The 26,318-nt window shown below is 33.0% G+C and carries 20 protein-coding genes; 16 read left to right on the top strand and 4 right to left on the bottom strand.

The features are described from left to right. Window positions 1-57 precede the first annotated feature (57 nt). From ACMDB5_RS10545 to corA, 3 genes are all read right to left on the bottom strand, one after another. Entirely contained in the window at window positions 58-1,257 is a 1,200-nt protein-coding gene (locus ACMDB5_RS10545) for an acetate/propionate family kinase (RefSeq protein WP_413998217.1), read from the bottom strand. Window positions 1,258-1,404: 147 nt separating this feature from the next. After that, the gene (gene pta / locus ACMDB5_RS10540; protein WP_413998216.1) at window positions 1,405-3,498 is read right to left on the bottom strand and encodes a phosphate acetyltransferase; all 2,094 of its coding nucleotides are present in this window, start codon (window positions 3,496-3,498) and stop codon (window positions 1,405-1,407) included. A gap of 44 nt (window positions 3,499-3,542) precedes the next feature. Then, the gene (corA, locus tag ACMDB5_RS10535) at window positions 3,543-4,613 is read right to left on the bottom strand and encodes a magnesium/cobalt transporter CorA (RefSeq protein WP_413998215.1); all 1,071 of its coding nucleotides are present in this window, start codon (window positions 4,611-4,613) and stop codon (window positions 3,543-3,545) included. 310 nt (window positions 4,614-4,923) lie between these two features. On the opposite strand from corA, the gene ACMDB5_RS10530 reads away from it, so the two are divergent. Then, window positions 4,924-7,485, top strand: a complete 2,562-nt coding sequence (locus ACMDB5_RS10530) for a zinc-dependent metalloprotease (RefSeq protein WP_413998214.1) — start codon at window positions 4,924-4,926, stop codon at window positions 7,483-7,485. 153 nt (window positions 7,486-7,638) lie between these two features. Here ACMDB5_RS10530 and dnaK read toward each other — a convergent pair whose 3' ends face one another. Next, the gene (gene dnaK, locus ACMDB5_RS10525) at window positions 7,639-9,522 is read right to left on the bottom strand and encodes a molecular chaperone DnaK (RefSeq protein WP_413998213.1); all 1,884 of its coding nucleotides are present in this window, start codon (window positions 9,520-9,522) and stop codon (window positions 7,639-7,641) included. Window positions 9,523-9,817: 295 nt separating this feature from the next. On the opposite strand from dnaK, the gene ACMDB5_RS10520 reads away from it, so the two are divergent. The 15 genes from ACMDB5_RS10520 (at window position 9,818) to ACMDB5_RS10450 (ending at window position 26,294) form a co-directional block, all read left to right on the top strand. Then, window positions 9,818-10,153: a hypothetical protein gene (locus ACMDB5_RS10520; RefSeq protein WP_413998212.1), complete on the top strand. Its 336-nt coding sequence runs from the start codon at window positions 9,818-9,820 to the stop codon at window positions 10,151-10,153. A 108-nt stretch (window positions 10,154-10,261) separates the two neighbouring features. Further along, window positions 10,262-10,699, top strand: coding sequence for an acyl-CoA thioesterase (locus tag ACMDB5_RS10515; RefSeq protein WP_413998211.1), 438 nt, complete (start codon window positions 10,262-10,264; stop codon window positions 10,697-10,699). Between the two features lie 67 nt (window positions 10,700-10,766). Continuing rightward, window positions 10,767-11,156 (top strand): DUF1398 domain-containing protein, encoded by a 390-nt coding sequence (locus ACMDB5_RS10510; protein ID WP_413998210.1) that lies wholly within the window; start codon window positions 10,767-10,769, stop codon window positions 11,154-11,156. Window positions 11,157-11,161: 5 nt separating this feature from the next. Continuing rightward, window positions 11,162-11,665: a MepB family protein gene (locus ACMDB5_RS10505; protein ID WP_413998209.1), complete on the top strand. Its 504-nt coding sequence runs from the start codon at window positions 11,162-11,164 to the stop codon at window positions 11,663-11,665. Between the two features lie 143 nt (window positions 11,666-11,808). Then, window positions 11,809-13,491, top strand: a complete 1,683-nt coding sequence (locus ACMDB5_RS10500) for a Na/Pi cotransporter family protein (protein ID WP_413998208.1) — start codon at window positions 11,809-11,811, stop codon at window positions 13,489-13,491. Between the two features lie 232 nt (window positions 13,492-13,723). Further along, window positions 13,724-15,151 (top strand): L-serine ammonia-lyase, encoded by a 1,428-nt coding sequence (locus ACMDB5_RS10495; protein WP_413998207.1) that lies wholly within the window; start codon window positions 13,724-13,726, stop codon window positions 15,149-15,151. A 328-nt stretch (window positions 15,152-15,479) separates the two neighbouring features. Beyond that, window positions 15,480-17,234: a tyrosine-type recombinase/integrase gene (locus ACMDB5_RS10490; protein WP_413998206.1), complete on the top strand. Its 1,755-nt coding sequence runs from the start codon at window positions 15,480-15,482 to the stop codon at window positions 17,232-17,234. 75 nt (window positions 17,235-17,309) lie between these two features. After that, window positions 17,310-19,028 (top strand): hypothetical protein, encoded by a 1,719-nt coding sequence (locus ACMDB5_RS10485; protein WP_413998201.1) that lies wholly within the window; start codon window positions 17,310-17,312, stop codon window positions 19,026-19,028. Between the two features lie 88 nt (window positions 19,029-19,116). Beyond that, entirely contained in the window at window positions 19,117-19,878 is a 762-nt protein-coding gene (locus ACMDB5_RS10480) for a hypothetical protein (RefSeq protein WP_413998205.1), read from the top strand. Window positions 19,879-20,225: 347 nt separating this feature from the next. Next, complete coding sequence (locus ACMDB5_RS10475) at window positions 20,226-20,834, top strand: hypothetical protein (protein ID WP_413998204.1); 609 nt, start codon at window positions 20,226-20,228, stop codon at window positions 20,832-20,834. 175 nt (window positions 20,835-21,009) lie between these two features. Next, complete coding sequence (locus ACMDB5_RS10470; protein ID WP_413998203.1) at window positions 21,010-21,849, top strand: hypothetical protein; 840 nt, start codon at window positions 21,010-21,012, stop codon at window positions 21,847-21,849. A 205-nt stretch (window positions 21,850-22,054) separates the two neighbouring features. Further along, a complete protein-coding gene (locus ACMDB5_RS10465; RefSeq protein WP_414000379.1) occupies window positions 22,055-23,008 on the top strand; it encodes a Fic family protein in 954 nt (317 codons plus the stop codon). Between the two features lie 150 nt (window positions 23,009-23,158). Further along, window positions 23,159-23,725 (top strand): hypothetical protein, encoded by a 567-nt coding sequence (locus ACMDB5_RS10460; protein ID WP_413998194.1) that lies wholly within the window; start codon window positions 23,159-23,161, stop codon window positions 23,723-23,725. A gap of 162 nt (window positions 23,726-23,887) precedes the next feature. Next, window positions 23,888-24,412: a GNAT family N-acetyltransferase gene (locus ACMDB5_RS10455; protein WP_413998202.1), complete on the top strand. Its 525-nt coding sequence runs from the start codon at window positions 23,888-23,890 to the stop codon at window positions 24,410-24,412. Window positions 24,413-24,575: 163 nt separating this feature from the next. Next, window positions 24,576-26,294, top strand: a complete 1,719-nt coding sequence (locus ACMDB5_RS10450) for a hypothetical protein (protein ID WP_413998201.1) — start codon at window positions 24,576-24,578, stop codon at window positions 26,292-26,294. The last annotated feature ends 24 nt before the right edge of the window (window positions 26,295-26,318 follow it).

The raw sequence follows: 26,318 nt of genomic DNA, 5'->3' as shown, positions 1-26,318 counted from the left end.
GTTTTATTTAAAAAAAACCGTCTCACAATTTGAGACGGTTTTTTTTTGGAGCTTTTTCTAACCCAATAGCAATTCATGAACTTGTTTAGCGATTTCGATTTCTTCGTTGGTCGGAATTATAAGGATTTTTGTTTTCGAATTTTTGGTGTTTATTTCTCTGGTCGTTTTAGAACGAATATTATTTTTGGCATCGTCTAATTCGATTCCGAAACAATCCATATCCGCACAAACTAATTTTCTGATGTAAGAGGAATTCTCTCCGATTCCAGCCGTAAAAACAATCGCATCCAAACCATTTAAAGCCGCTGTATAAGAACCAATATATTTTTTTATTCGATAAGCGTTCATCGCTAAAGCCAGTTGACAGTCTTTGTTTCCTTTCTCGGCATTTTCTTCTATATCTCTCAGATCACTAAAACCCGTTAGACCAAGCATGCCGCTTTGTTTTTGAAGTATTGAATTGACTTCATCAAGTGTATATCCTAAAGAATTAACCATGTAAAAGATAATCGATTGATCTATATCGCCGCATCTGGTTCCCATAATAAGACCGTTCATCGGGGCAAAACCGAGGGTGTGATCGATGCTTTTTCCGTCTTTCACCGCCGTCATACTACAGCCATTTCCTAAATGAATCGTAATGATTTTAGACGCTTTTATTTTTAAATTATCTCTCAAATAAAGAATAGCCTGTTCTGAAACATACTTATGGCTGGTACCGTGAAAACCATAAACACGGATTTTATTCTCATTCAATAATTTATTCGGAACTGCATATTTATAGGCTACAACCGGAATGGTTTGATGAAAAGCAGTATCAAAAACAGCTATTTGCTTGGCGCTTTCAAAAATTTCTTCGGCAACATTTATTCCTTCTAAATTGGCTGGATTATGTAAAGGAGCCAAATCAAAAAGTCGCTCTATTTTATCTTTTACTTCTTTATTAATGATAACGGTATTCGAAAAATTGCTCCCGCCATGCACCACACGATGTCCCACAGCCTCAATCTCCGACGTACTTTTGATTACGCCCACCTTTTCATCTAGCAATAACTGGGCAAGCTTTTTTAGTCCTGTTTTATGATTTGGGATAGATATTTTTTCTTCAATACGATTCTCTTTGGTTTCATAACTCAAATTAGATGTTTCTAATCCTATCCTATCAATCATACCACTGCAAATAATCTCATAGGCAGGCATATTGATTAATTGGTATTTTATCGAAGAACTTCCCGAATTTATGATTACTATTTTCATTATTATATATTTTGCTTCTTAATCATCATTCACCAAAGAAAAAAGAGACTGAATCGATTTTGTTTGTGTTCCTCTCCCCGTCCCTCTCCAAAGAAAAGGGTGACTAAGTTGATTTAGTTTGTGTTAATCTTCTAAATTGAACTCTTTTTACAAGCCTTGCGCCTGTATTGCCGTAATAACGACCGTGTTTATGATATCATCCACCGTACAGCCACGGCTTAAATCATTTACTGGTTTGTTTAAACCTTGTAACATAGGTCCAATGGCCAAAGCACCTGTTTCCCTTTGAACGGCTTTATACGTATTATTTCCTGTATTTAAATCCGGGAAAATAAGCACACTTGCCTGTCCTGCGACTTCAGAATTGGGCATTTTACTTTTCCCTACTTCCATATCTACTGCAGCATCGTATTGTATTGGTCCCTCAATTTTCAAATCGGGGCGTTTTTCTCTTACTATCTCGGTAGCTTTCCTAACCTTTTCCACTTCGTCTCCTTTTCCTGATGCCCCCGAAGAATAAGAAAGCATCGCCACTTTTGGTTCTATTCCAAATGCCAGACTCGAATCGGCTGAAGAAATGGCAATTTCAGCCAATTGTTCCGCAGTAGGATTTGGATTAATGGCGCAATCTCCAAAAACAGAAACCCGATCTTCTAAACACATGAAAAATACCGAAGAAACAATACAAGTATCCGGTTTGGTTTTTATGAATTGTAAGGCAGGTAAAATAGTATGTTGCGTAGTGTGAGCGGCACCAGAAACCATACCGTCAGCATCTCCTTTATAAACCATCATTGTTCCAAAATAAGATACATCTTCCATTAAATCTTTGGCCATAGCCATAGAAACATTTTTGTTTTTTCTTAACTCGTAATAGGTTTTCACATAATCTTCATAATTTTCTGATTCAATAGGATTTATGATTTTTACTTTCGAAAAATCGAAAGTAATACCTAATTCGGCCACTTTATTTTCAATCTGTTTTTTATTTCCAATAATAGATATATCAACGACATTCATTGCTAATAATCGGGAAGTTGCTATTATTATTCTGTCATCATTCCCTTCGGGTAAAACAATATGCTTTCTTTGCTGCTTTGCTCTTTTTACCAAATTGTATTGAAACATTTTAGGAGTCATCCCTTCTACTTCAAATGAACTCAATTTTTGGGATAAATTATCTAAATCGACATATTTCTCAAAGGTGTTTATCGAAGTCTCTATTTTCTGTTTATTGTCGGCATAAATTTTAGACTTAATATTCCCTATTTTATTGGTTATGCCATAAGTTCCTCCTTCTACCGAAATTATTGGAACTACACTTGTTAATCCTTCTATTAGTTTTAAAATGCTTTCTTCTGGCAAAATGTTTCCGGTTAAAATGATTCCGGAAATAGTTGGATAATTCGCCGATTCATTGGCTTGCAATGCCCCAAGAATAATATCAGCTCTGTCCCCGGGAGTAATAACAAGGGCATTTTCTTTTAGGTGTAATAAATAGTTACACAATTGCATGGCACCTACACTAAAATTCCCAATTTCATTATTTAAAAATTCTTCCCCAAATAAGACTTTAGCGTGCAATTCTTCAACTATCTCTTTAATGGTGGGATTGCTCAAATTAGAAATTACGGGAATAGCATTCACCAAAACTTCTTTGGGCAAATTTGCTTTTAGACCGTCGGTTACCAATTTGATGTTTTCTGGCTGCACTTTATTAGCTATTACAGCCAATACTTCAACATCTTTCACTTTGAATGAATCGTAAGCCAGATAAAGGCTGTCTATTAATTCTTCTAATGTTTTACCAATTCCCGAACCAACAATTATCGTTGGAATCCCCAAATTCTTGGCTATTAAAACATTCATATCTAATTCTATGACCGTTCCTTCGCCGCTAAAACTGGTTCCTTCGACCAAAACAAAATCGAATTGCTCTTCCAATCGTTTGTATTTTTCGATGATAAGGTCTAAAACCTCTCCTATCTTTCCTTTATTTTTTTCTTTGATAAGTTTGCTTTTTGTGATGGCAAAAGCGTCTTCAAACGCAATATCCAACCCAAAATGAGAAATTACGGTTTCGATATGATTGTCTAATTTACCATCTTCAAAATCCTCTATTATAGGTCTGAAATAACCCACTTTGGCAGTTTTACCAATAAGCATGCTCATTAAACCAAGAGTAACAATAGATTTTCCGCTATTATGCTCACTTGTTGCTATATATATGGCTTTGTTCATTTTTATTTTGTTTTTTATCCTATCTACTTTAATAATCTAAAATTTTAAAACCACTTTCTTTTTTTAAAATAAAATACCATCATGATTCCTATCAAAATCATTATGCCCATGATGGTATAATAACCATTTTCATATTTCAATTCGGGCATGTGCTCAAAATTCATCCCATAAACTCCCACGATAAATGTCAATGGAATAAATATCGCCGAAACTATAGTCAGGGTTTTCATAATTTCATTCATCTTGTGTGTCTGCGCCGAAAAAAAGAAATTCGAAGCACTTTCCAGTGATCCCATATCGGATTCAATTTGTTCTAGCAACTCTAAACTTTTTTGATGCAGGCGAGTAAAAAAAATGAAACTGTCGGCTTCCATTACATTAAACAAATTATCCTCTTTGATACTTTTGATATCAAACAAAGAATCCCGAAGCGGAATAATAGAACGTTTCAGAAAATTAAAATTATCCCGATGTTTTTCAATTTTTTCTAGAATTACAGGGTCGGTGCTGTTTTTAGTAAGGTTAATCAATTCTTCTATCTTATCCTCTTCATTTTCGATGGTGATATAGAAATTTTCCATAATGGCATCGAGCAAAATATAAAGCAAATAATCTGCCTTTTTAATTCTTACAATTCCGGAATGTGTTCGGATTCGCTCTCGAATATGTGCAAAAAAATCAGAACGTTTTTCCTGAAACGAAATCAAAACCCCTTCTTTCATCAAAAAGCTAATCTGTTCTACTCTTATATTATCCGAATCCTCAACCGGCAAAAGCGATTTGATATTAAAAAAAAGAATTTCCGGAAGTTCTTCTAACTTGGTTCTTTTAGTGGTATTCAAAATATCGGCAAGCATGAAATTATCAATCTCAAAATGACTACCAATAGTTTTTATCAATTCAACATTGTTTAAACCATGTATATTAAGCCAATTTGTTTTTTGAGTATTAATATATTTATCTAAATCCTGAACCTCAAAATCCTTATATTCTACAAGATCTAAACTATCGTACACAAACAACTGCATTTCTGATTCATTATTTTTATGAATGCCCGTATATTCAAGGATATACGGTTGCAGTTTTCGGCCTTTTTTGTATTTAATTTTTCTCATGCAAGATTATTTATATAGTAATATTACGAAAAACTTTTGTCAATGAATAGTTCCTTAACATTTTTGGAATCGTTAAAAACAGCCACTGTATAAATAGTCTTTGCCTGACAAAAGTAATTTAAAGTATCGATCCTAAATATGAGATAAATCATGTACTAAAAATTTAATACAATTGATATTCCTAATTTTATAAGCGATAATACTTACAAATAACATTATCTTTGGAAAAAGCAAAAAAACTCATCTATTATATGTAACAAATTAGATGAATTTATGACTATTCTTTAAACAATTTAAATCTTTTAATTAAATGCAAAAAAAAGTACTCTTAATCAGTACCTGCCTAATCTTAGGTCTTCATCAGGGAACATTAGCTCAAAGCAAGAAAAAGAAGGACAAACAGACAAATTCTGTTTCGGCTGCGGCCGCTAAAAAACCGGAAGAAAAAAAGGGTCCTAAACCTTACAATAAGGTTATCGACTCTACTGCCGTAACTCAAAAAGGACTCATCGATATTCACAAAACCGATAATAAATATCTTTTTGAGATTCCTGCTACACTTTTAGATACCGAGATTATGACAACTACTCGTTTTTCTAAAACTCCAGCCGGAGGAGGAATTTTTGGTGGAGAAGAAGTAAACAGACAAGTTGTTCAATTTGAAAAAGGAATCAATAATACCATTTTGCTGCGTTCGGTTACTTATGTAATCATGTCATCAGATCCCGAAAAGCCATTGGCACAAGCAGTAAAAAACTCATCTGCAAATCCTATTATAGCGAGCTATGATATTTTAGCCATCAAAAAAAATGATGCCGATAAAACAGACGCTTCGTACGTTATCGATATGAGCAGTACTTTTGAAACTGATATTCAAACTTTTTCTTTAGATCCTGTAAAAAAACAAACGCTTAATATTCAAGCTTTTCAAAAAGAGCGTTCTTTTATCCAAAAAATAAGCAGTTATCCTATCAATACTGAAATCAGAACGGTTAAAACTTTTTCGACCACACCTAATTTAATTTCATTAAATCCAACTCCAAGAATAGGGGTTAATTTGCCTGCAGCTCTAGATTCTGGAGTTCTAACTGTGGAATTAAACACTTCGATGATTGCTTTACCAAAAAAACCAATGCGCAAAAGAACATTTGACGCTCGTGTAGGTTATTTTGCTAATCAATATGGTTTGTTTGAAGAAGATTCTCAAAAATCAGATAAAGAAGTCTTTGCTGTAAGATGGCGCTTGGAACCAAAATCAAAAGAAGACGCTGAAAAACAAAAAAGAGGCGAATTGATAGAGCCTGAAAAACCAATTGTATATTATATTGATCCGGCTACTCCTGAAAAATGGAAGAAACACATCAAACAAGGAATTGACGATTGGCAAGTTGCTTTTGAACATGCTGGATGGAAAAATGCTATTCGTGGTGAATATTGGCCAGAGAATGATCCTACAATGAGTTTAGAAGACGCTCGTTTTTCTGTATTGCGCTATTTTGCAGCAGAAATCCAAAATGCTTACGGACCAAATGTCCATGATCCAAGAACCGGTGAAATTTTAGAAAGTCACATCGGATGGTACCACAATATAATGAGTTTATTGCGTGATTGGTACTTGATTCAAACTGCGGCGGTAGATCCTGCAGCCAGAAAAAAACAATTTGATGATGAATTAATGGGGCAATTAATTCGTTTTGTGTCTTCTCATGAAGTAGGACATACTTTAGGGCTTCGTCATAATATGGGAGCCAGTTCAGCCACTCCGGTAGAAAAACTAAGAGACAAAGAATATCAAAAAGAACACGGACATACCTCATCAATTATGGATTATGCACGTTTCAACTATGTTGCACAACCGGAAGATGGAGTAAAAGATCTTTTCCCAAGAATTGGTGATTATGACAAATGGGCAATCAAATGGGGTTATTCTTATTTTCCAGAAGCCAATAATGAAAAAGAGGAAAAAGCTATTCTTAATGAAATGACCAAAGAGGCTTACAAAAATAACCGTTTATGGTTTGGTACCGAAATAAGCCCTTATGATCCGAGATATCAAACAGAAGACATTGGAGACAATGCGATGAAAGCTTCGGCTTATGGTATCAAAAACCTAAAAAGAATCCTTCCTAATCTATTAGAATGGAGCAAAGAAAAAGGAGAAAGTTATGCTGAACTTGATGGTTTATATAGCTCCCTTACTGGTCAATTTAGAAGATATATGGGCCATGTAACCAAAAACGTAGGTGGTGTTTATGATACCCCAACAACCTATGATATGGCAGGAAATCAGTTTGAAATTGTTCCAAGAGATATCCAAAAAGAAGCGGTAAGCTTTTTAAATGCTCAATTGTTTACAACTCCAAAATGGTTGATGGATCCAAATATTCTTTCAAAAATTAATCCCGATAATGGGCTCGAAGCAATCAAAGGAATGCAGAACTCGACCCTAAGCAACTTATTGGCTGGAGACAGAATGGTTCGCTTACTTGAGGCTTCTTCCGTTGGTAAAAACTACTATTCAGTAGATGAATTGCTGACAGATCTTAAAAACGGAATATTTTCTGAGTTAAAAACGAGTGCTACTATAGATATCTATAGAAGGAATATGCAAAAATTATACGTAACTAAACTTTGTGCTTTATTGACACCGGGAAGTACAACGGTAAGAAGCATTCCTGTGGGAGTAACCTATGGTTTTAATACGACGACAGTCAACTTAAACGATACAGACTTACCTTCCATTGCCAGAGGCCAATTGGTTAGTTTAAAAACAGAATTGAAATTAGCTGCTTTGAAAACAACCGACAAATTAAGCAGACTGCATTTACAGGATTTAGCATCTCGAATTGAGAAAACTTTAAATCCAAAATAAGAATGTAAATACAAACAAACCCGACAGCTTTTAAAAACCTGTCGGGTTTAAATTTTTATATACAAACAAAAAAACCGAGCTATCACTAGCTCGGTTTTTTTTATTTTATACCAAAAGTAAAGACGGACAGAGTCCGTCTCTACGGTATCAAAATTATTTTACTTCTTCGTAATCTACATCTTGAACATTGTCACCTTCTGCTTCAGTTTGTGGCTGTGCAGCAGCTTGACCTTGCTCTCCTTGAGCGTACATTGCTTCAGTAGCAGTTTTCCAAGCAGCATTGATATTATCTAATGCAGTTTGAATTGCAGGAATGTCTTGAGATTGGTGAGCCATTCTCAATTCAGTCAATGCATATTCTACAGCTACTTTGTTTTCGTCAGATAATTTAGCGCCTAACTCTTTCAATTGAGATTCAGTTTGGAAGATCATTCCATCTGCTTCGTTCAATTTTTCAGCTCTTTCTTTAGCGATTTTATCAGACTCAGCATTTGCTTCTGCATCTTTTTTCATTTTCTCGATTTCTTCAGCTGTTAATCCAGAAGAAGCTTCGATACGAATGTCATGAGATTTACCAGTTCCTTTGTCAGTTGCAGAAACTTTGATGATACCATTAGCATCAATATCAAAAGTTACTTCAATTTGTGGAACACCTCTTGGTGCAGGTGGAATACCATCTAAATGGAAACGACCAATAGTTTTGTTATCAGCAGCCATTGCTCTAGCTCCTTGCAATACGTGGATTTCAACTGTTGGTTGAGAATCTGCAGCAGTAGAGAATACTTGAGATTTTTTAGTTGGAATAGTTGTGTTAGACTCGATAAGAGTTGTCATAACACCACCCATAGTTTCGATACCTAAAGATAAAGGAGTAACGTCAAGTAACAATACATCTTTTACATCTCCAGAAAGAACTCCACCTTGAATAGCTGCTCCAATTGCAACAACCTCATCAGGGTTAACTCCTTTAGACGCTTTTTTACCAAAGAATTTTTCAACTTCCTCAGCAATTCTTGGCATACGAGTAGAACCTCCTACAAGGATTACTTCATCAATATCAGAAACAGTTAAACCTGCATCTTTCAATGATTTAGCAACTGGCTCCATAGAACGTTTTACTAATGCGTCAGTTAATTTTTCAAATTGAGCTCTAGTTAATTTTTTAACTAAGTGTTTTGGTCCTGAAGCTGTAGCAGTTACGTAAGGCAAGTTGATTTCAGTTTCAGCAGAAGAAGACAATTCAATTTTTGCTTTCTCAGCAGCTTCTTTCAAACGTTGCAATGACATTGGATCAAGACGTAAGTCGATACCTTCTGCCGCTTTAAAATCTTCAGCTAACCAGTCAATAATTTCGTGGTCAAAATCATCTCCACCTAAGTGAGTATCACCGTTTGTAGACAATACTTCAAAAACTCCGTCTCCTAATTCAAGAACAGAGATATCAAATGTACCTCCACCTAAATCGTAAACAGCAATTTTTTGATCAGTACCTTTTTTATCCAATCCGTAAGCCAAAGCTGCAGCTGTAGGCTCATTGATAATACGCATAACTTTAAGACCTGCAATTTCTCCAGCTTCTTTCGTAGCTTGACGTTGAGCATCATTAAAGTAAGCAGGAACAGTAATAACCGCTTCAGTAACTGTTTGACCTAAATAGTCTTCAGCTGTTTTTTTCATTTTTTGAAGCGTCATAGCTGACAATTCTTGAGCAGTGTATAAACGACCATCAATATCCACACGTGGTGTATTGTTGTCTCCTTTTACTACTTTGTAAGAAACTCTTTTTGACTCAGCCGAAACTTCGCTAAAAGAATGACCCATAAAACGTTTAATAGAAGCAATTGTTTTGGTAGGATTTGTTACTGCTTGTCTTTTTGCAGGATCTCCCACTTTAATTTCTCCACCTTCTACAAAAGCGATGATAGATGGCGTTGTTCTTTTTCCTTCTGCGTTAGGAATAACAACTGCTTCATTACCTTCCATTACAGAAACACAAGAGTTTGTCGTACCTAAATCAATTCCGATTATTTTACCCATTTTTATTATATTTAAATTTTAATATACACTTATTTTAATAACTCAAGGTGCATAAGTCAATCATTGTGCCAATGCCAGAGGCTACAGGAAATTGTCAGGAATTGTTAAAATTGTCGTAAATTAATCTGACAAACTGACATTTCAGACTGACTGACACGCTAAAGGAATCTTTAATTCTTACTGTCATAGCTGGAAAGTATTGTTGAAAATTACCTTTGTGAAAATTTATTTACAAACATTATTAGTAAAATTTCGTAATTAAATTCTTATGTTTGATTAAACTAAAAAAATAGCTATGAAATTTTCAACCATTCACCTAGGCGATAATAAAATAGAAGTTTTTAATTCCTACTTAGGAAAAGAAACCATAAAACTAAACGGAGAAATTGTTTCTGAAAAAAGCTCTATAACTGGTGCCAAACATACTTTTACAATAATTGAAAACGACCGTAAAGTAGATTGTAAACTAATTTTAGGTTATGGTGCAAATGGTGTCGTTATGGACTTATATAAAGATAATATTGCAATAATAGAATCTCCCAGAAGTTCCTCTATATTTATACTATTTCTTTTGGTTTCCTTCTTTTTATTTGTCATTTTATCACAAATAGCATTTCATTATTATTCATAAAAACAAGCCATCAAAAGCGATATTAGCTGAGCCTACTTCATTTGAATTCCCTAAATTTGCGGCATCTTTCTAAGTCAGAAAGTCAATCGTAATTTAATCCAAGTAAGAATGACATCCTTCAGCAAACAATTATCCTTTCGTTGGTCAGATCTTGACCCTAATTTTCACGTTCGCCACAGTGCTTATTATGACTTTGGCGCCCAACATCGTATCGAAATTTTGGAAAGCCTTGGCTTGACCATGAAAGCATTTCAAATGAATCATTTTGGACCGATTCTTTTTAGAGAAGAATGTGTTTTTAGAAAAGAAATCAAACTCTCGGATATTATTTTCATGCATACAAAAGTGGCAAAAATGAAAGCTGATGCCTCGCGCTGGACTATTATTCACGAATTCAGAAACGAAGAAGACCAACTTTGTGCCACAATAACCGTTGATGGTGCTTGGATGGATACAAAACTGCGCAAACTAGCCAATCCTGTTCCAGAAATAGCGATAAAAGCCTTAGCTGTTTTTCCTAAAAGTGACGATTTTATTCAACTTTAAAAAAACCTGTTTTCACCACTCTAAAGCAAGAATCCCACTTGTATCCACAATTTAAAAATAAAGAAATATGTTTACCATAGAACAAATCAAAAAAGCACATGACAAAGTAGAAACAGGTGCCGATTTCCCTAATTATATTCAAGACTTAATCAATTTAGGCGTAAAAGGATACGACACCCTTGTCAATGATGGCCGTGTTTCTTATTATGGCAGTAACGATTATTCGGTGAGTACCGATAAAAAATACAATACAATCCAGATTGCTCCAATAGCAAATAAAGAACGCTTTATTGAATATCTTGTCATGCATCAGGGCGGACAAACGGATTATTTTACTTTTTGCACGCACGCAGCCCAATGTGGTATTGCAAAGTGGCGCGTAGACATTATCGAGATGACCTGCACCTATATGGACGCCTCGGGCGACAGTATCTTAATCGAGAAAATCCCGAGTTAAATTCTATGCTATCAAAAGAATTGCTCTTAGCCAAAGAATTGATTTATGATCCTTGTGGTTTTATATGCTCCGAAGCGGTCGCAGAAACCGAAAGCAAGAAATACAACGCTCATACATTTACAATAAACAATCACTTAGTTTGTTACCGACTGGCTAAAATAACCCCTACAAAAACGGGGCAATTTGTGACTTTATGGAAAAGAATTCCAAAAGGTCCCATTGCCCCTTTTCATATTGAAGATGGCATCGGTTTTTTTATTATTAGCTGTCAAAAAGACAACAATTTTGGACAGTTTATTTTTCCAAAAGCGGTATTACACAATAAAGGAATCCTTTCAGACGAACTTAAAGAAGGAAAACGAGCGATGCGTGTTTATCCGCCTTGGGACAAGACTTTAAATACTCAAGCCAAAAAAACACAGCAATGGCAATTGGACTATTTCGTACAAATTTCTGAAGACAAACCGATTGATATGACATTAGTAAAAAAGTATTTTACCATAGAATAATCAAAAGTAATTTTCTTGGTCTAAAAAATAAAACGAAAACTGTTTCTTACTAAAACCAATTCCGTTTTATAACACAAAAGTTCTTTTGCTACCAGATAGCTGATAATTTATTTTATCCTTATCTTTAAGTATATCTTTTTGTTATGCCAGTATTCGATAATATCTTTAGACTTTTTGCAGGTATTGGTCTGTTTCTTTTTGCCATGTACTTGTTAGAAGAATCCATAAAAAACTTTTCAGCCAGGAGTTTTAAACATTTTCTGCAACGCATTACCAAAAATAAAATTGGTGCCGTAACTGGTGGAACAATAGTCACTGCAATTCTTCAAAGTGGCTCTATGGTTTCTTTTATGGTCTTGGCATTTGTTGGAGCCGGAGTATTTACCATGAAAAATGCAATGGCTATTATTTTGGGTGCCAATCTAGGAACAACTCTCAATAATTGGTTGGTTGCCACTCTTGGTTTTAAAATGGATATCGAAATAATTGCCTATCCTGCGGTATGTGTGGGCGGCTTTCTGCTTATCCTTTTTGGAAACCGAAAAACATTCAAATACCTTTCTTTTTTCCTTTTTGGATTTGGCTTGTTGTTCATTAGTCTTTCCTTTATGAAAACCGCAATGGAAGCCCAAGCAACTATTTTTGATTTCTCTAAATATACTGACATGCCAGCGGTAGGTTTTCTATTTATAGGTTTTCTCATTACTGTATTGGTTCAATCTAGCAATGTGACCGTAGCACTTGTGCTAAGTGCACTTCATGTTGGTGCTATTACTTTTCCCATAGCCGCAGCAATCATATTAGGCTCAGAAACTGGTACAACAATTAAAATTGTACTAGGAGCTATCGGCGGAAATACCTCAAAAAAACGGGTGGCTCTTGGCAATTTCCTTATCAATCTCATTATTACCTTATTTGTTTTTATATTGTTAAAACCAATTCTTTTTCTGATTACCGATGTTTTGAATATCAAGGATTCCCTGATAGCTTTAGTTACTTTTTCAAGCTTAATCAATCTCCTTTCGATTCTTGTTTTCTTACCTATATTAAATCCCTTCACTCATTTTCTTGAGCGTTTTTTTAAAGACACTGATGGAACTGCCGCGGTATTCATCAAGCATGCAACTGTTGCCGAACCATTGACAGCCTTAGATTTATTTAGAAGAGAAGTTAAATACTTCATCCATAATTCCATGCTTTTTAATTTGCAATTGTTTAAGATTGACACACAAAAAATCCAAGGAAATCCAGAATTTAAAAGCTACAACGAGAAACGGAAATTCTTTATAAAAAGTCAAGAAGAAAAATACAATTCCCTAAAACAACTTCAAGGCGAATTACAAGCCTTTTATCTCAATCTAAGATCAAAATTACAACCGGAACAATATTCTGAATTAAATCAATTAATTTCGGCTGTACGCAGTTCCATGCATTCCGTAAAAAGCATAAAAGACATAGGAAGCAATATTAACGATCTGAGAAACTCTTCGAAGGAAATAAAATATAATTTTTTCATTAAAAATAAAAAAGAAACCGAATCTCTTTATATTCAATTGGACGCGCTGCTCACCTTAAAAGAAGAAGGTAGTTTCAAAATACTTCAAATTCTTTTTGATTCCATACAAGAAAACTATACCTCGGCACTCAACAATTTTTATTCTGAGGCACAAAATGTTCCCATAGAGAATATTGACATCACCACGGTTATCAATTTCAACAGAGAATTATTTACCTCCAATAAAGCGATGCTGATGTCTGTAAAAGATTTTTTACTGAAAGAAAAGCAGGCCGAATATTTTAATGAAACTGCTGTCTATAAAACCTAATAATTTGAATATTAATTCCGTCACATTCTTAAACCTTGGCACAATCATTACGGTAGATTTTGAAATAGAATTTGATACTTTTTGAATTCAAAGCAAATCCTTATTAAGGATATTTATATCTGATTAATTAAAAACAGTATCAATAATTATTAAATATGACATTTGAAAGCGTTTTTCTTAAGATTACTATATTTCTTTAATTTATATTTGCCTTTTTAAACCTACTCTACTCATGAAAGAATGTATTTCTGTTTTCGATATGTTAAAAATTGGTGTTGGACCATCCAGCTCTCATACCCTTGGACCTTGGCGCGCAGCTGAACGTTTTTTGGTCGAACTTCGCGACGAAAATTTAATACATTCGATTACTAGAGTCAAAGTTGATTTATACGGTTCGCTTTCCCTTACCGGAAAAGGACATGCCACGGATTTGGCAGTTATGCTGGGTTTAAGCGGTCAAGATCCGGAATACATTCCCGTAGAAAACATTGCCGGAATCATAAAATCTATTGAAGATAAAAACGAAATCCTACTGGCAAACGAATTTGCTGTTCCTTTCTATTTTTTGCAAGACATTGCATTCAATAAAGAATTTCTGCCTTTTCATGCCAATGCATTGACTTTTACCGCTTATTTAGCGGATGAAAAAGAATATTCCTCTACTTTTTATTCTATTGGAGGTGGATTTGTAGTAAAAGAAGAGCGAGAAAACGCCAAAAAGAACATAGAAATAGAATGTGCTTTCCCGTTCCCAATTGATAAAGCAGCCGAGCTTTTAGTCTATTGCAACAACGAAAACAAAAAAATATCTGAAATCGTTTACGAAAACGAAAAATCCATGCGCTCTGAGGAAGTCATCAATCATGAATTGATGCGTATTTGGAACACCATGCTTGAATGTATGTACATCGGTTGCCATTCCGAAGGGATTCTTCCAGGAGGATTAAACGTGCGCCGAAGAGCTTTTGACATGCACCAAAACCTTATTGGCTTATCCAACTACAATTCACCGCAAACCTGGCTAGAACAAATCCGACTGACCGAAGTAAAATTTCGTCAAATCCTGAAATGGGTAAGCTGTTTTGCCTTAGCGGTAAATGAAGTCAATGCTGCTCTAGGACGCATTGTAACCGCGCCTACTAACGGAAGTGCCGGTGTTATTCCTGCTGTTTTGATGTATTATTTAGTAATCGAAAATCACCAGGCCGGAGAAAAAGAAATCAAACAATTCCTGTTAGTTGCCGGAGAAATAGGCAGTATTTTCAAAAAAGGTTCTACTATATCAGCCGCAATGGGCGGTTGTCAGGCCGAAATAGGCGTTTCATCGTCTATGGCAGCTGCTGCTCTATGCGAATTGATGGGCGGAACCCCAGAACAGGTCTTGATGGCTGCCGAAATTGCTATGGAACACCATCTAGGATTAACCTGTGACCCTATTGGTGGTTTGGTTCAAATTCCTTGTATCGAGCGCAATACCATGGGTGCAATCAAAGCTATAAATGCCGCCGAATTAGCCCTAGAAACCGACCCAAAAAATGCCAAAGTACCCTTAGACAAAGTTGTTGATACAATGTGGCAAACCGCCAAGGACATGAACAACAAATACAAAGAAACTTCCGAAGGAGGATTAGCTATCGCAGTAAACCTCGCCGATTGCTAGTACCAAATTTATTTTAGAATTTCTCAAATTGTTTCATTTCAGATAAACTCATTTAGTTTGTCCTAAATCAAAAATCATCAGGGCGTGACCCCGCCTCCGCTATGCTACTGCGGGGTCGGGCTGTACGCTTTATCTTTTATTCCACTACGCTCCATAAAAGGATGTCGCTGCCATCCCTCACGCAAAACAGCTAAATTTGCTATTTTCTATCAAAAGAAAGTCAATAAAAACAAATCACAATAATTACACATATATCACTAAAAATCAATTATTTAAATTTTATTTACGGAAATAAAATTGTATTTTAGTTCTTTGATATATACGCCTTATGCAAATTATTGTAAAAAAGATATGGCATCGCGATGCACATCGAATTGGACTTTTTCTTAAATACGACAACGCCACTAATTCTCAACTAAGAAAAATGGGGGCTGTATTCAGTAAATCCCTTCGTTGTTGGTATTTGGATTACAATGTTTTCAACTATAAGCTGATTAGCCAAACTTTTGAAAACTTGCTCATTGAAAACCCAAAAAATAAGGAAACGCAACCGCTGGCCGGCTTAACTCCAAGCCGTGACCTTCCAGACATAGCTACAAGCAAATTTCAGTTAGATTCATCCCAACAGAAGAATAACCCTGAACATATAACGGATATCGATTCGTTAAAAACCAAAATGCGTTTAGAATTACTGCCTAATTTAGGCAAATATTGGGTTTTTAAAATGCACTATTTTCAGACCATTAGCAAACAATTATTAGCCGTAAAAGGAGTGTATTGGAATGCCAATTACAAGGTGTATATGGCTATGAGAAATGCCAAAGTGCAGGAACAGGTCGAAAATATACTTAATATATCTCCCTTTTTTCCTGCAAATGATTATTACAAAAATGAAAGCGTTTTTAATGGTGAAGAAATAATTCTACAACCACATCCCGAAGATCTCAAATGGATGGAAGTATATTTGCCTCCTTATTTAGTATTACGGGAAAAGATAAAACGTTTCTCCATGTGCCGCTACAGCACCGTTAAAAACTGTTATTTACTTCCCGCAGCGCCTAGTGTTTATGAAGGCTTATTACTGCAATTTGAACCGCATAACGTACTATTAAGCAATCAGTTGCCTAAGGGCTATTTGATGAAGCAAAATTTGCCTAATCGCAAACAATTGGATTTAAGCCAAACAAAATCTCGAATTTTTAACCAAGTCCCTGATGCCGCCCATGACTACATTTCTCAAATGGTAGACACCATCTTAGCCTTAAACTACAGCAGTTCGACCTTACAAACCTATACCAGTAGTTTCCTTAAATTCTTAAAGGATAATCAGTATCGGGATCCAAAAACGATTACCCAAGCCGAAATGACTAAATATTTGGCTTCGATAATGGAGCGAGGTTTATCAGCCACTAGTGGACACAGCATTGTAAATGCTTTACAATTTTATTACCAACAAGTTCTAAAATTGAAGAATTTTGAACTTAGCCTTCCGCGTCCCAAAAAAGAAAAAAAATTACCCACCGTATTAACTATGGAAGAATGTTTACAAATTTTCAGGGTTGTCGATAATCCAAAACATAAATTACTTTTACTAATTGGCTACGGTGCCGGCTTAAGAGTGAGCGAGATTGTGACCCTCCAATGGCAAGACATCTTATTTACGGAGCACAAAATCCATATCAAGAATGCCAAGGGCAAAAAGGACCGAATCGTTATGCTGCCCTACTCCATTGTAAACACCCTAGAATATTACAGAAAATTGTACCAACCCAATCATTATGTCTTTGAAGGACAATTTGCAGGAGAGCCTTACAGTACCGGTAGCGTACAATCAGTAATGCGCGAAGCAATAAAAAAGTCCGGCTTATCTAAAAAAGCAACTGTACACACCCTGAGACATAGTTTTGCCACGCATCTATTAGAAGGCGGCACCGATATTCGCTACATTCAAAAATTTCTGGGACATGCCAGTATCAAAACAACCACCATTTACACCCATGTTACCAAAATGGCAACAGATAAGGTTACTAGCCCATTAGATAGTTTGGTAGATGAAAATAACAAGAAAAGACTTATTGACTAGCTGCTGAAGTTCCAAAAAGATGTATATATTTGATGTTATTTACTAGTTATGCCTCATATTAAAAAACCGTAGAAAATGACAGGAAATCAATTTGAAATTGAAATTATTCTAGCGGGACAACCTTTGAAAATTATTGACCAAAAAATCACTAATAAAGTTGACCTGAAAAATAATATTATAGCAACAGGGGTAATAATTGAGAACTGCATTTTTGATGATGTTGTAATATTTCAAGATATAGATTTAAATTGCGGTATTAAATTCATAAATTGCATATTTAAAAAATCTTTTTCATTAAACAACTGTAAAGCTGAAAATTACGAATATGAGTTTAATTTTAACAATTCTCATCTTGAATTTTCAAACACAACAATTGAAGGATTATATTTTAACGGAGAAAATGAAATTCAGAGAGGAATTGACATCCAAAATAATTCAATAATTAATTCGTTAAAAGTAGAAACAATAATCTGTTCGATAGGCAGTTTTCAAATTAACGATTCAACTGTAAATAATCAATTTGATATTAGACTTGCAAAGATTATAAATAATATTTCAATTCGTGGTAATTCATTTATAAATTCAAAAATAAGATTTGAAAACATTCAAGTAAATTCATTCATTTTTACTGATGCAAAATTTAATGACGATATTTATATTTGGGCAGGAAAGGTTGAAAACTTAATTTTTAATGATGGTGAATTTAATGATGACTTATTTATTACAGCTGTTCCGATTTCTCAAAATTTAACAGTTATTGGTACAGTTTTTAAAAAGTCAATAACTTTTAATCTTTGGGACGAAACAAACAAAAAACAAGGAACATTAAATAAGGTACATATATCTTCTGCTAAATTTGGTGAGCAGTTTATTATAAACGGTAACAATTATGAAATTAATGAAATAGTTATTAAAGTCTCAAAGCAACTTGAAGGTGCACTTTATTTCAATTCTTCAAATATCCTTAATACAAAGATTTCTGGTGACAATTATAACAGTAATATTGTTTTTAATCATTGCAATTTTAATAATCTAATATTTGATTTTTTCTACAATTATTCCACACTTTCAATAATTTCCGCAAAATCATTTGGGAAGAATTCTATAATAACAATTGCACATTCTAATTTAGGTAAATTTCATTTTTTTAATGTTTTTTTCAACACTTTTGAAAAAATTAAAATATTTAATAGTGTATTAACAGAGATTATTACAGCAAACGTAAAATGGTTTGACGATAATAAATTAAACACTGACTCCACGACGTCGCATCATACTTTTGAACAAAAAAAAGAAATATATAGACAGTTAAAATATGCTTTAGACAAACAAGGGAATCGAATATCTTCTTTGCATTTTAAAGCTTTAGAGATGAGAACCTATAAACAAGAATCTTTTATTAAAGTAAAATGGTATAAAAGAATTTTCAACATAAATAGATTTGTTTTATGGGTAGGACAAACAAATGATTTTGGTTTAAATTGGCTAAAACCAGTTTTGCTTTCATTCCTTTTTTTACTAATATTCCACTTTTTAATCATTGTAGGAATTTCGGATGAATTGAGTTATTCGATTAATTTGAATTATTGTAGCTTAAATAGGACTTGGGTAATTTACAGTGAAAATTTTAGCTCACTCCCCCAACTTATGAATCCAACACATATCCTAAGTAGAATTTATCCAAAAAATGCAAATTTTAGCTTTATTGTTCATTTTTTGGATTATTTTCTTAAAATAATCTTAGCTTTTTTTATTTTCCAAACAGTATCAGCCTTTAGAAAATATATGAAATAAAAAAATACGAGGCATAACAGCCGTTACAAGAGATTTGGGCATTTGGCTTAATTTAAAAATGGTTTTGTACTTGGAAAATTTTTACATAATGGAAAAAACTCGCATCTTTAATCCCAAACCTATTGTAGCGCCAGGACGTTATATGCCACTTTATCCCAAAACAATGACAGAGCAAAAATTAAAAGAATATTTTGAAGATAAATTAACAGCAGAAGAGTTGTCAATTGATTTATATAATAGTCAAAAACAAACCAGTTATGATGTTACTTCTGTGTATATTGATAGTATTGAAGATGGTGAATTTGAAATCAAGAAAGAACATCTTATTAAGTTATGTAACGATGCCATTTTAGGAAAACTTTCATTGATAGATCTTAATACAATTGGTTTTGCTTTAAGCGGTTCGGATTTTTTTAATTGGAATGGTTCAACTGAAGATGGTAAGTTAATTTCCGATGTTATTTTAGAATGGGATTCCCCAGAAATTGGATACGATATAACAATTAAGAACATTCTTCTTTGGAAAGAATATTTAATCAGTGGAAAATACAGACTCGACAAAAACGAATTAAAACAGAAATTCAGAAGTAAAGGCAAATACAAAATACTATATCAAGAAATTGACGAAATTCTTTGGAATGATTGGGACCCAATTGGTGTAAATGATATTGCTCCAAGAGATGAGTACCAAAGCTATACGCCAACTATTATGAATCTAAAAATAAAAGGTGTCGATAAACAAACTATTGCTGAAAAGCTGTACGAAATTGAAACTACTACGATTGGAGTTACAGGAAATATTGAGCATTGTTTAAAAGTCGCTGAAAAAATAATTTCACTAAAGGTTTAAAAATTAAAAAGCGGCACATAACAGCGGTTTTATGCAATGGCGGGGTTCGGTTTATAATAGGAAGAGCCGGTGTTTGTTTTCATTCTCCGAATGAAGTATTTTCTTTCTAACCTTTTCGGTATATTTGTAAACGTCCGTGATAAAAGCCGCCACAGCATAAAGCCACAGGACGTTGGCAGTAATTTTACCTAAAACTCGAAAAAAGAATAAGTTATAACCAAAAATTAAATTATTTAGAAAAATCTATGTTAGAACAATATCAAATTTATCAAAAAATTTCTATGTGGGGAATTCCACTATTTACAATTCTTGCTGTTGTTTCTACATTTTTTTGGAATCATTATGGTTTGAAAATAAAAGAAATTGAAAAACAATCAAAACCACAAATAGAAAAAACAAATCCAAAAATCACAAACACTTTTCAAATAAAAGGAGATTATATCAAAGGAGATAAAAAAGTTAATAAATCAGAAGTAATAAATGCTCCAAATGCGCTTATTGTTACAAATAGACAATCCGGCGGTCAAAACACTGTAAATTACTATCAAAATGAGTTTAAAAATCCAAACGAAAATATTGATAATTCTGTTTACTCCAATATACAAGAACTAATTAAGCAATACCCAAATCATCCATTAACAGTTATTGAAATAGAATCAGGTAGTTCACAAAGAAATAAAGTTGCAATTCAATTAGAAAAATATCTAACAGAAAATAATTTGGGTCAATATCCAAAAGGAAATACATTTATAGGCAGATTTCCTGATTATCCTGTAACATTGTTTTTTAACCCTGAAAATAAACAATATGTTGAAGATTTAATAAAATCTCTAAAACCATATTTAAAGACAGAATATTATCTACAAGAAACATCTAATTTTCCAAAAAATCAAATCAGGATTTATCTCAATGGGCAACCTTTATTTGAAACTTCAGGAAAAGTTACTATCGAATAAAAACTACTGCCAACAGCCGTTACAAGAGATTTGGGCATTTGGCTGAATTTAAAGATGGTTTTGTACTTGTAAAATTGTGCATAATGGAAAAACTCGACTCTTTAATCCCAAACCTCTTGTAGCGCCAGAACGTTGGCAGTAATGATAAAGCAGACTCAAATCTGACATAAGAAATATGAAAACACCATTCTACATTTTATTGGTAATACTGATTATTGCTTTAATAGTTTTTCTTATTTGGAATATTATTTTATTCAACAAAAGAATTGCAGTTAGAAATGAATCTAAAGAATATTACGAATTAAAGTATCAACTACAATTTTACGTTGCAATATTCTCAGTTTTGATTGGAGTGTTTTCATTTCTTGGTTATAATTCGTACAATGACATTGTAGATAAAGTAAAAATTGAGATTTCTAATGAAACAAAATCTGATTTACAAAAATCTAAAGATGAAATCAATTCTAAAATTTTAGCAACACAAAATGAACTTCAGAAAATTTCATTTGAAAATGAAAAAATTAAACAATCTAACACTGACCTTTTAGAGAATAATGACAAAACTAATGATAGGTTTTATAAATTATACGAACAATTTTTGAGTCTTAATAAGGAATTATATATTTCTGAAAACAAATTACAATCTCAAATTAATAATGTAAATGATGCAGAAATAGATGTTGAAAATATAAAAACTGATATTGCAGAGATAAAAAAAATTGATTTCTTAAATCAAGTTTATTTAGTAACTGACATTACTTTTAATGAGCCTGATGAAAAAACATTTGGAAAATTGGACACAATCTATTTTAAAAATCTTAAAACAATTGGTGGAAATAAATTACCTGCATTTCAAAAACCTCCAAGCATAACAATTTCTCCATATCAAGGAGTTCAATTAGCCTTAAAAGATGTAACTAATCAATATTATACAATCTATATGTGGACGAAAACTGAATTTGAGGAAAAGAAAAAGCACAAATATGATGTATTAATTATTTACAAAGGAAAATAAAAAATCACTACTGCCAACAGCCGTTACAAGAGATTTGGGCATTTGGCTTAATTTAAAAATGGTTTTGTATTTGGAAAATTTGTGCATAATGGAAAAAACGCGCATCTTTAATCCCAAACCTCTTGTAGCGCCAGGACGTTAGCAACAATAATTTTGAAATCTCGTGCAAAAAAACTACTTTTGATAACATCAAATGATAGTATCAATGAATCCACCTTACGACATAACTCCAAAAATTCTAAAACTGATAACTTCCATTTCAGAAAAAATTGGTGAAATAAACGCAAATTATCTAAGTAAGCAATCTCCTCAACTTCGTAAGCAGAATAGAATTAAAACAATTTATTCTTCATTACAAATTGAGGGCAATACATTAACTGAGGAACAAATTACTGCTTTAATTGAAAACAAAAGAGTAATTGGTCCTGAAAAAGATGTATTAGAAGTTTTAAATGCTATCAAAGTTTATGAAAAACTAGATGAGTATAAATTTTCATCAGATAAAAGCTTTTTAAAAGCACATCTTGAATTAATGAAAGGATTAATAGAAAGTGCTGGAAAATATAGAAAACAAGGTGTTGGAATAGTTAAAGGAAATAAAGTAGAACACATTGCTCCTCCTTATGAAAATGTTCCATATCTGATGAAAGACTTATTTGAATATCTTAAAGATTCAGAGGAATTAACATTAATAAAAAGTTGTGTTTTTCATTATGAAATGGAATTTATCCATCCTTTTTTAGATGGTAACGGCAGAATGGGAAGATTGTGGCAAACATTAATTTTGATTAGTGAATATCCCGTTTTTGAATTTTTACCATTTGAAACATTAATCAGTAAAACACAAGATGAATATTATAAATCACTAGCTTTAAGTGATAAATCGGGAAAATCAACTCATTTTATTGAGTATATGCTTGGTGTTATTGAAAAGTCATTAGAAAGTTTACTTAATTACAATAATAGAGTTTTAAAAGATATAGATAGATTAGAATACTTTTTAAAACTTGGTTTAAAAGAGTTTACTCGAAAAGATTATATGAATGTATTCAAAGATTTGTCATCAGCAACCGCCAGTAGGGATTTAAAAAAAGGAATCGAATTCAAAATGTTTGAGAGTATTGGAAATCTAAACAAAACGAAATATCAAATAAAATAATTACTGTTGCTAACCGCCGTTTAGCAAGATTGGGGCTTTAGTGGAATTAACGTTTTTTATCATATCTTCGTTTCGGCAGAAAATACTCTGCTTTAAAATCCCCAACCTCGCTAAGCGCCATAACGTTATGCCCAATTATAAAACGACAGAATGCTAATTGAAAATAAGGGAATAAAGACAGACACTTTTTACATACCACCGTTCGACTTGAACGTGGGAGAAATTGTTGTTTTGTATTTATTCAACGGGCAGCATTTCTTCGAGACAGAAGTGTTCCTCAAAGACATTTTTTGTGGCAAGACGAAAGACGAAAATGTTATTGTGCATAAAAACTTGACATTTGTTGAGCATTTTATTGAACCCAAACTAAGACGGCTTTTTTATCCAGTGACAGTTGGAGAATACTTAAAAAAAAATGCAAATTTAGACAGTCCATATGCGAAAAAAATTTATGAAATTGAATGGATAAACGAAAAGACAAAAGTCAATACACTAGCTGGAAAACCAAGGCGACTGCTATGTTTATACGCCACACTTTCAAAGACTGACAATATAATTTTTGACTTAGCTGGACAAGACCCAAAAGGAGCTGAAGAAACGTATGAAACAGTTAAAGACATAGTGAAAAAAGGTGGTTCAGCAATTTTACTCGACTGTTTTGAAGATATGAAAAACGACTGTACAAAATATATCGAACTACAATGGACGAAAGGATAACTGGGCATAACAGGCGTTTGGCAAAAAAGCGGTTTCAGTGCTTAAATGAAGATTCGTGCTTCGTATCAAGTTCAGTGCTGGCAGACAGTTTAGTGCTTCGAAATCCGCTTCTTCGCCAAGCGCCAAACCGTTAGTGGCAACCTTTAAACAACTCTGCATAAAATGTCAAATATCCAAATCCAGAAAATAAGCTTAACAGAAATCAATCAATTACAGAAAATTGGCAGACAGACTTTTGAAGAAACTTTCTCAGAGTCTAACTCTGAAGAAAACATGAAAAACTATTTGGAAGAAGGTTTTTCAAAAGAAAAATTAACCGCAGAATTGAGTGATAAAAATTCTGTGTTTTACTTCGCCAAGTTGGAAGATGAAGTTATTGGTTATTTGAAAGTCAATTTTGGAGATTCACAAACTGAATTAAAAGATAATAAATCTCTGGAAATTGAGAGAATTTACGTTTCAAAAGAATTTCACGGAAAAAGTGTTGGGCAACTACTTTATGATAAAGCAATCGAAATTGCCAAACAGAAAGGCTCGGAATATGTTTGGTTAGGTGTTTGGGAAGAAAATCCTAGAGCAATAAGTTTTTACAAGAAAAATGGCTTTGTAGAATTCGACAAACATATTTTTAGGCTTGGCGACGACGAACAGACTGACATAATGATGAAAATGAAACTGGAAAGCTAAAAAGGCAGCCACTAACAGCGGTTACAAGAAATGGCAAATTTCGTAGTAAATTCAAGTTTGCGTTTCGCAAGAAATACTATCTTAGTGGAAAATAATTCGTTCCGAAGTTTGCCACTTCTTGTAGCCGCGGAACGTTATGCCTCATATTAAAAAACCGTAGAAAATGACAGGAAATCAATTTGAAATTGAAATTATTCTAGCGGGACAACCTTTGAAAATTATTGACCAAAAAATCACTAATAAAGTTGACCTGAAAAATAATATTATAGCAACAGGGGTAATAATTGAGAACTGCATTTTTGATGATGTTGTAATATTTCAAGATATAGATTTAAATTGCGGTATTAAATTCATAAATTGCATATTTAAAAAATCTTTTTCATTAAACAACTGTAAAGCTGAAAATTACGAATATGAGTTTAATTTTAACAATTCTCATCTTGAATTTTCAAACACAACAATTGAAGGATTATATTTTAACGGAGAAAATGAAATTCAGAGAGGAATTGACATCCAAAATAATTCAATAATTAATTCGTTAAAAGTAGAAACAATAATCTGTTCGATAGGCAGTTTTCAAATTAACGATTCAACTGTAAATAATCAATTTGATATTAGACTTGCAAAGATTATAAATAATATTTCAATTCGTGGTAATTCATTTATAAATTCAAAAATAAGATTTGAAAACATTCAAGTAAATTCATTCATTTTTACTGATGCAAAATTTAATGACGATATTTATATTTGGGCAGGAAAGGTTGAAAACTTAATTTTTAATGATGGTGAATTTAATGATGACTTATTTATTACAGCTGTTCCGATTTCTCAAAATTTAACAGTTATTGGTACAGTTTTTAAAAAGTCAATAACTTTTAATCTTTGGGACGAAACAAACAAAAAACAAGGAACATTAAATAAGGTACATATATCTTCTGCTAAATTTGGTGAGCAGTTTATTATAAACGGTAACAATTATGAAATTAATGAAATAGTTATTAAAGTCTCAAAGCAACTTGAAGGTGCACTTTATTTCAATTCTTCAAATATCCTTAATACAAAGATTTCTGGTGACAATTATAACAGTAATATTGTTTTTAATCATTGCAATTTTAATAATCTAATATTTGATTTTTTCTACAATTATTCCACACTTTCAATAATTTCCGCAAAATCATTTGGGAAGAATTCTATAATAACAATTGCACATTCTAATTTAGGTAAATTTCATTTTTTTAATGTTTTTTTCAACACTTTTGAAAAAATTAAAATATTTAATAGTGTATTAACAGAGATTATTACAGCAAACGTAAAATGGTTTGACGATAATAAATTAAACACTGACTCCACGACGTCGCATCATACTTTTGAACAAAAAAAAGAAATATATAGACAGTTAAAATATGCTTTAGACAAACAAGGGAATCGAATATCTTCTTTGCATTTTAAAGCTTTAGAGATGAGAACCTATAAACAAGAATCTTTTATTAAAGTAAAATGGTATAAAAGAATTTTCAACATAAATAGATTTGTTTTATGGGTAGGACAAACAAATGATTTTGGTTTAAATTGGCTAAAACCAGTTTTGCTTTCATTCCTTTTTTTACTAATATTCCACTTTTTAATCATTGTAGGAATTTCGGATGAATTGAGTTATTCGATTAATTTGAATTATTGTAGCTTAAATAGGACTTGGGTAATTTACAGTGAAAATTTTAGCTCACTCCCCCAACTTATGAATCCAACACATATCCTAAGTAGAATTTATCCAAAAAATGCAAATTTTAGCTTTATTGTTCATTTTTTGGATTATTTTCTTAAAATAATCTTAGCTTTTTTTATTTTCCAAACAGTATCAGCCTTTAGAAAATATATGAAATAAAAAAATACGAGGCATAACAGCCGT

This window comes from Flavobacterium sp. W1B (genome assembly GCF_047344965.1).
In the GTDB taxonomy this organism is placed as follows: Bacteria; Bacteroidota; Bacteroidia; order Flavobacteriales; family Flavobacteriaceae; genus Flavobacterium.
The sequence above is the reverse complement of the archived record's forward strand: the minus strand, read 5'-3'. Positions and strand labels throughout refer to the sequence as shown.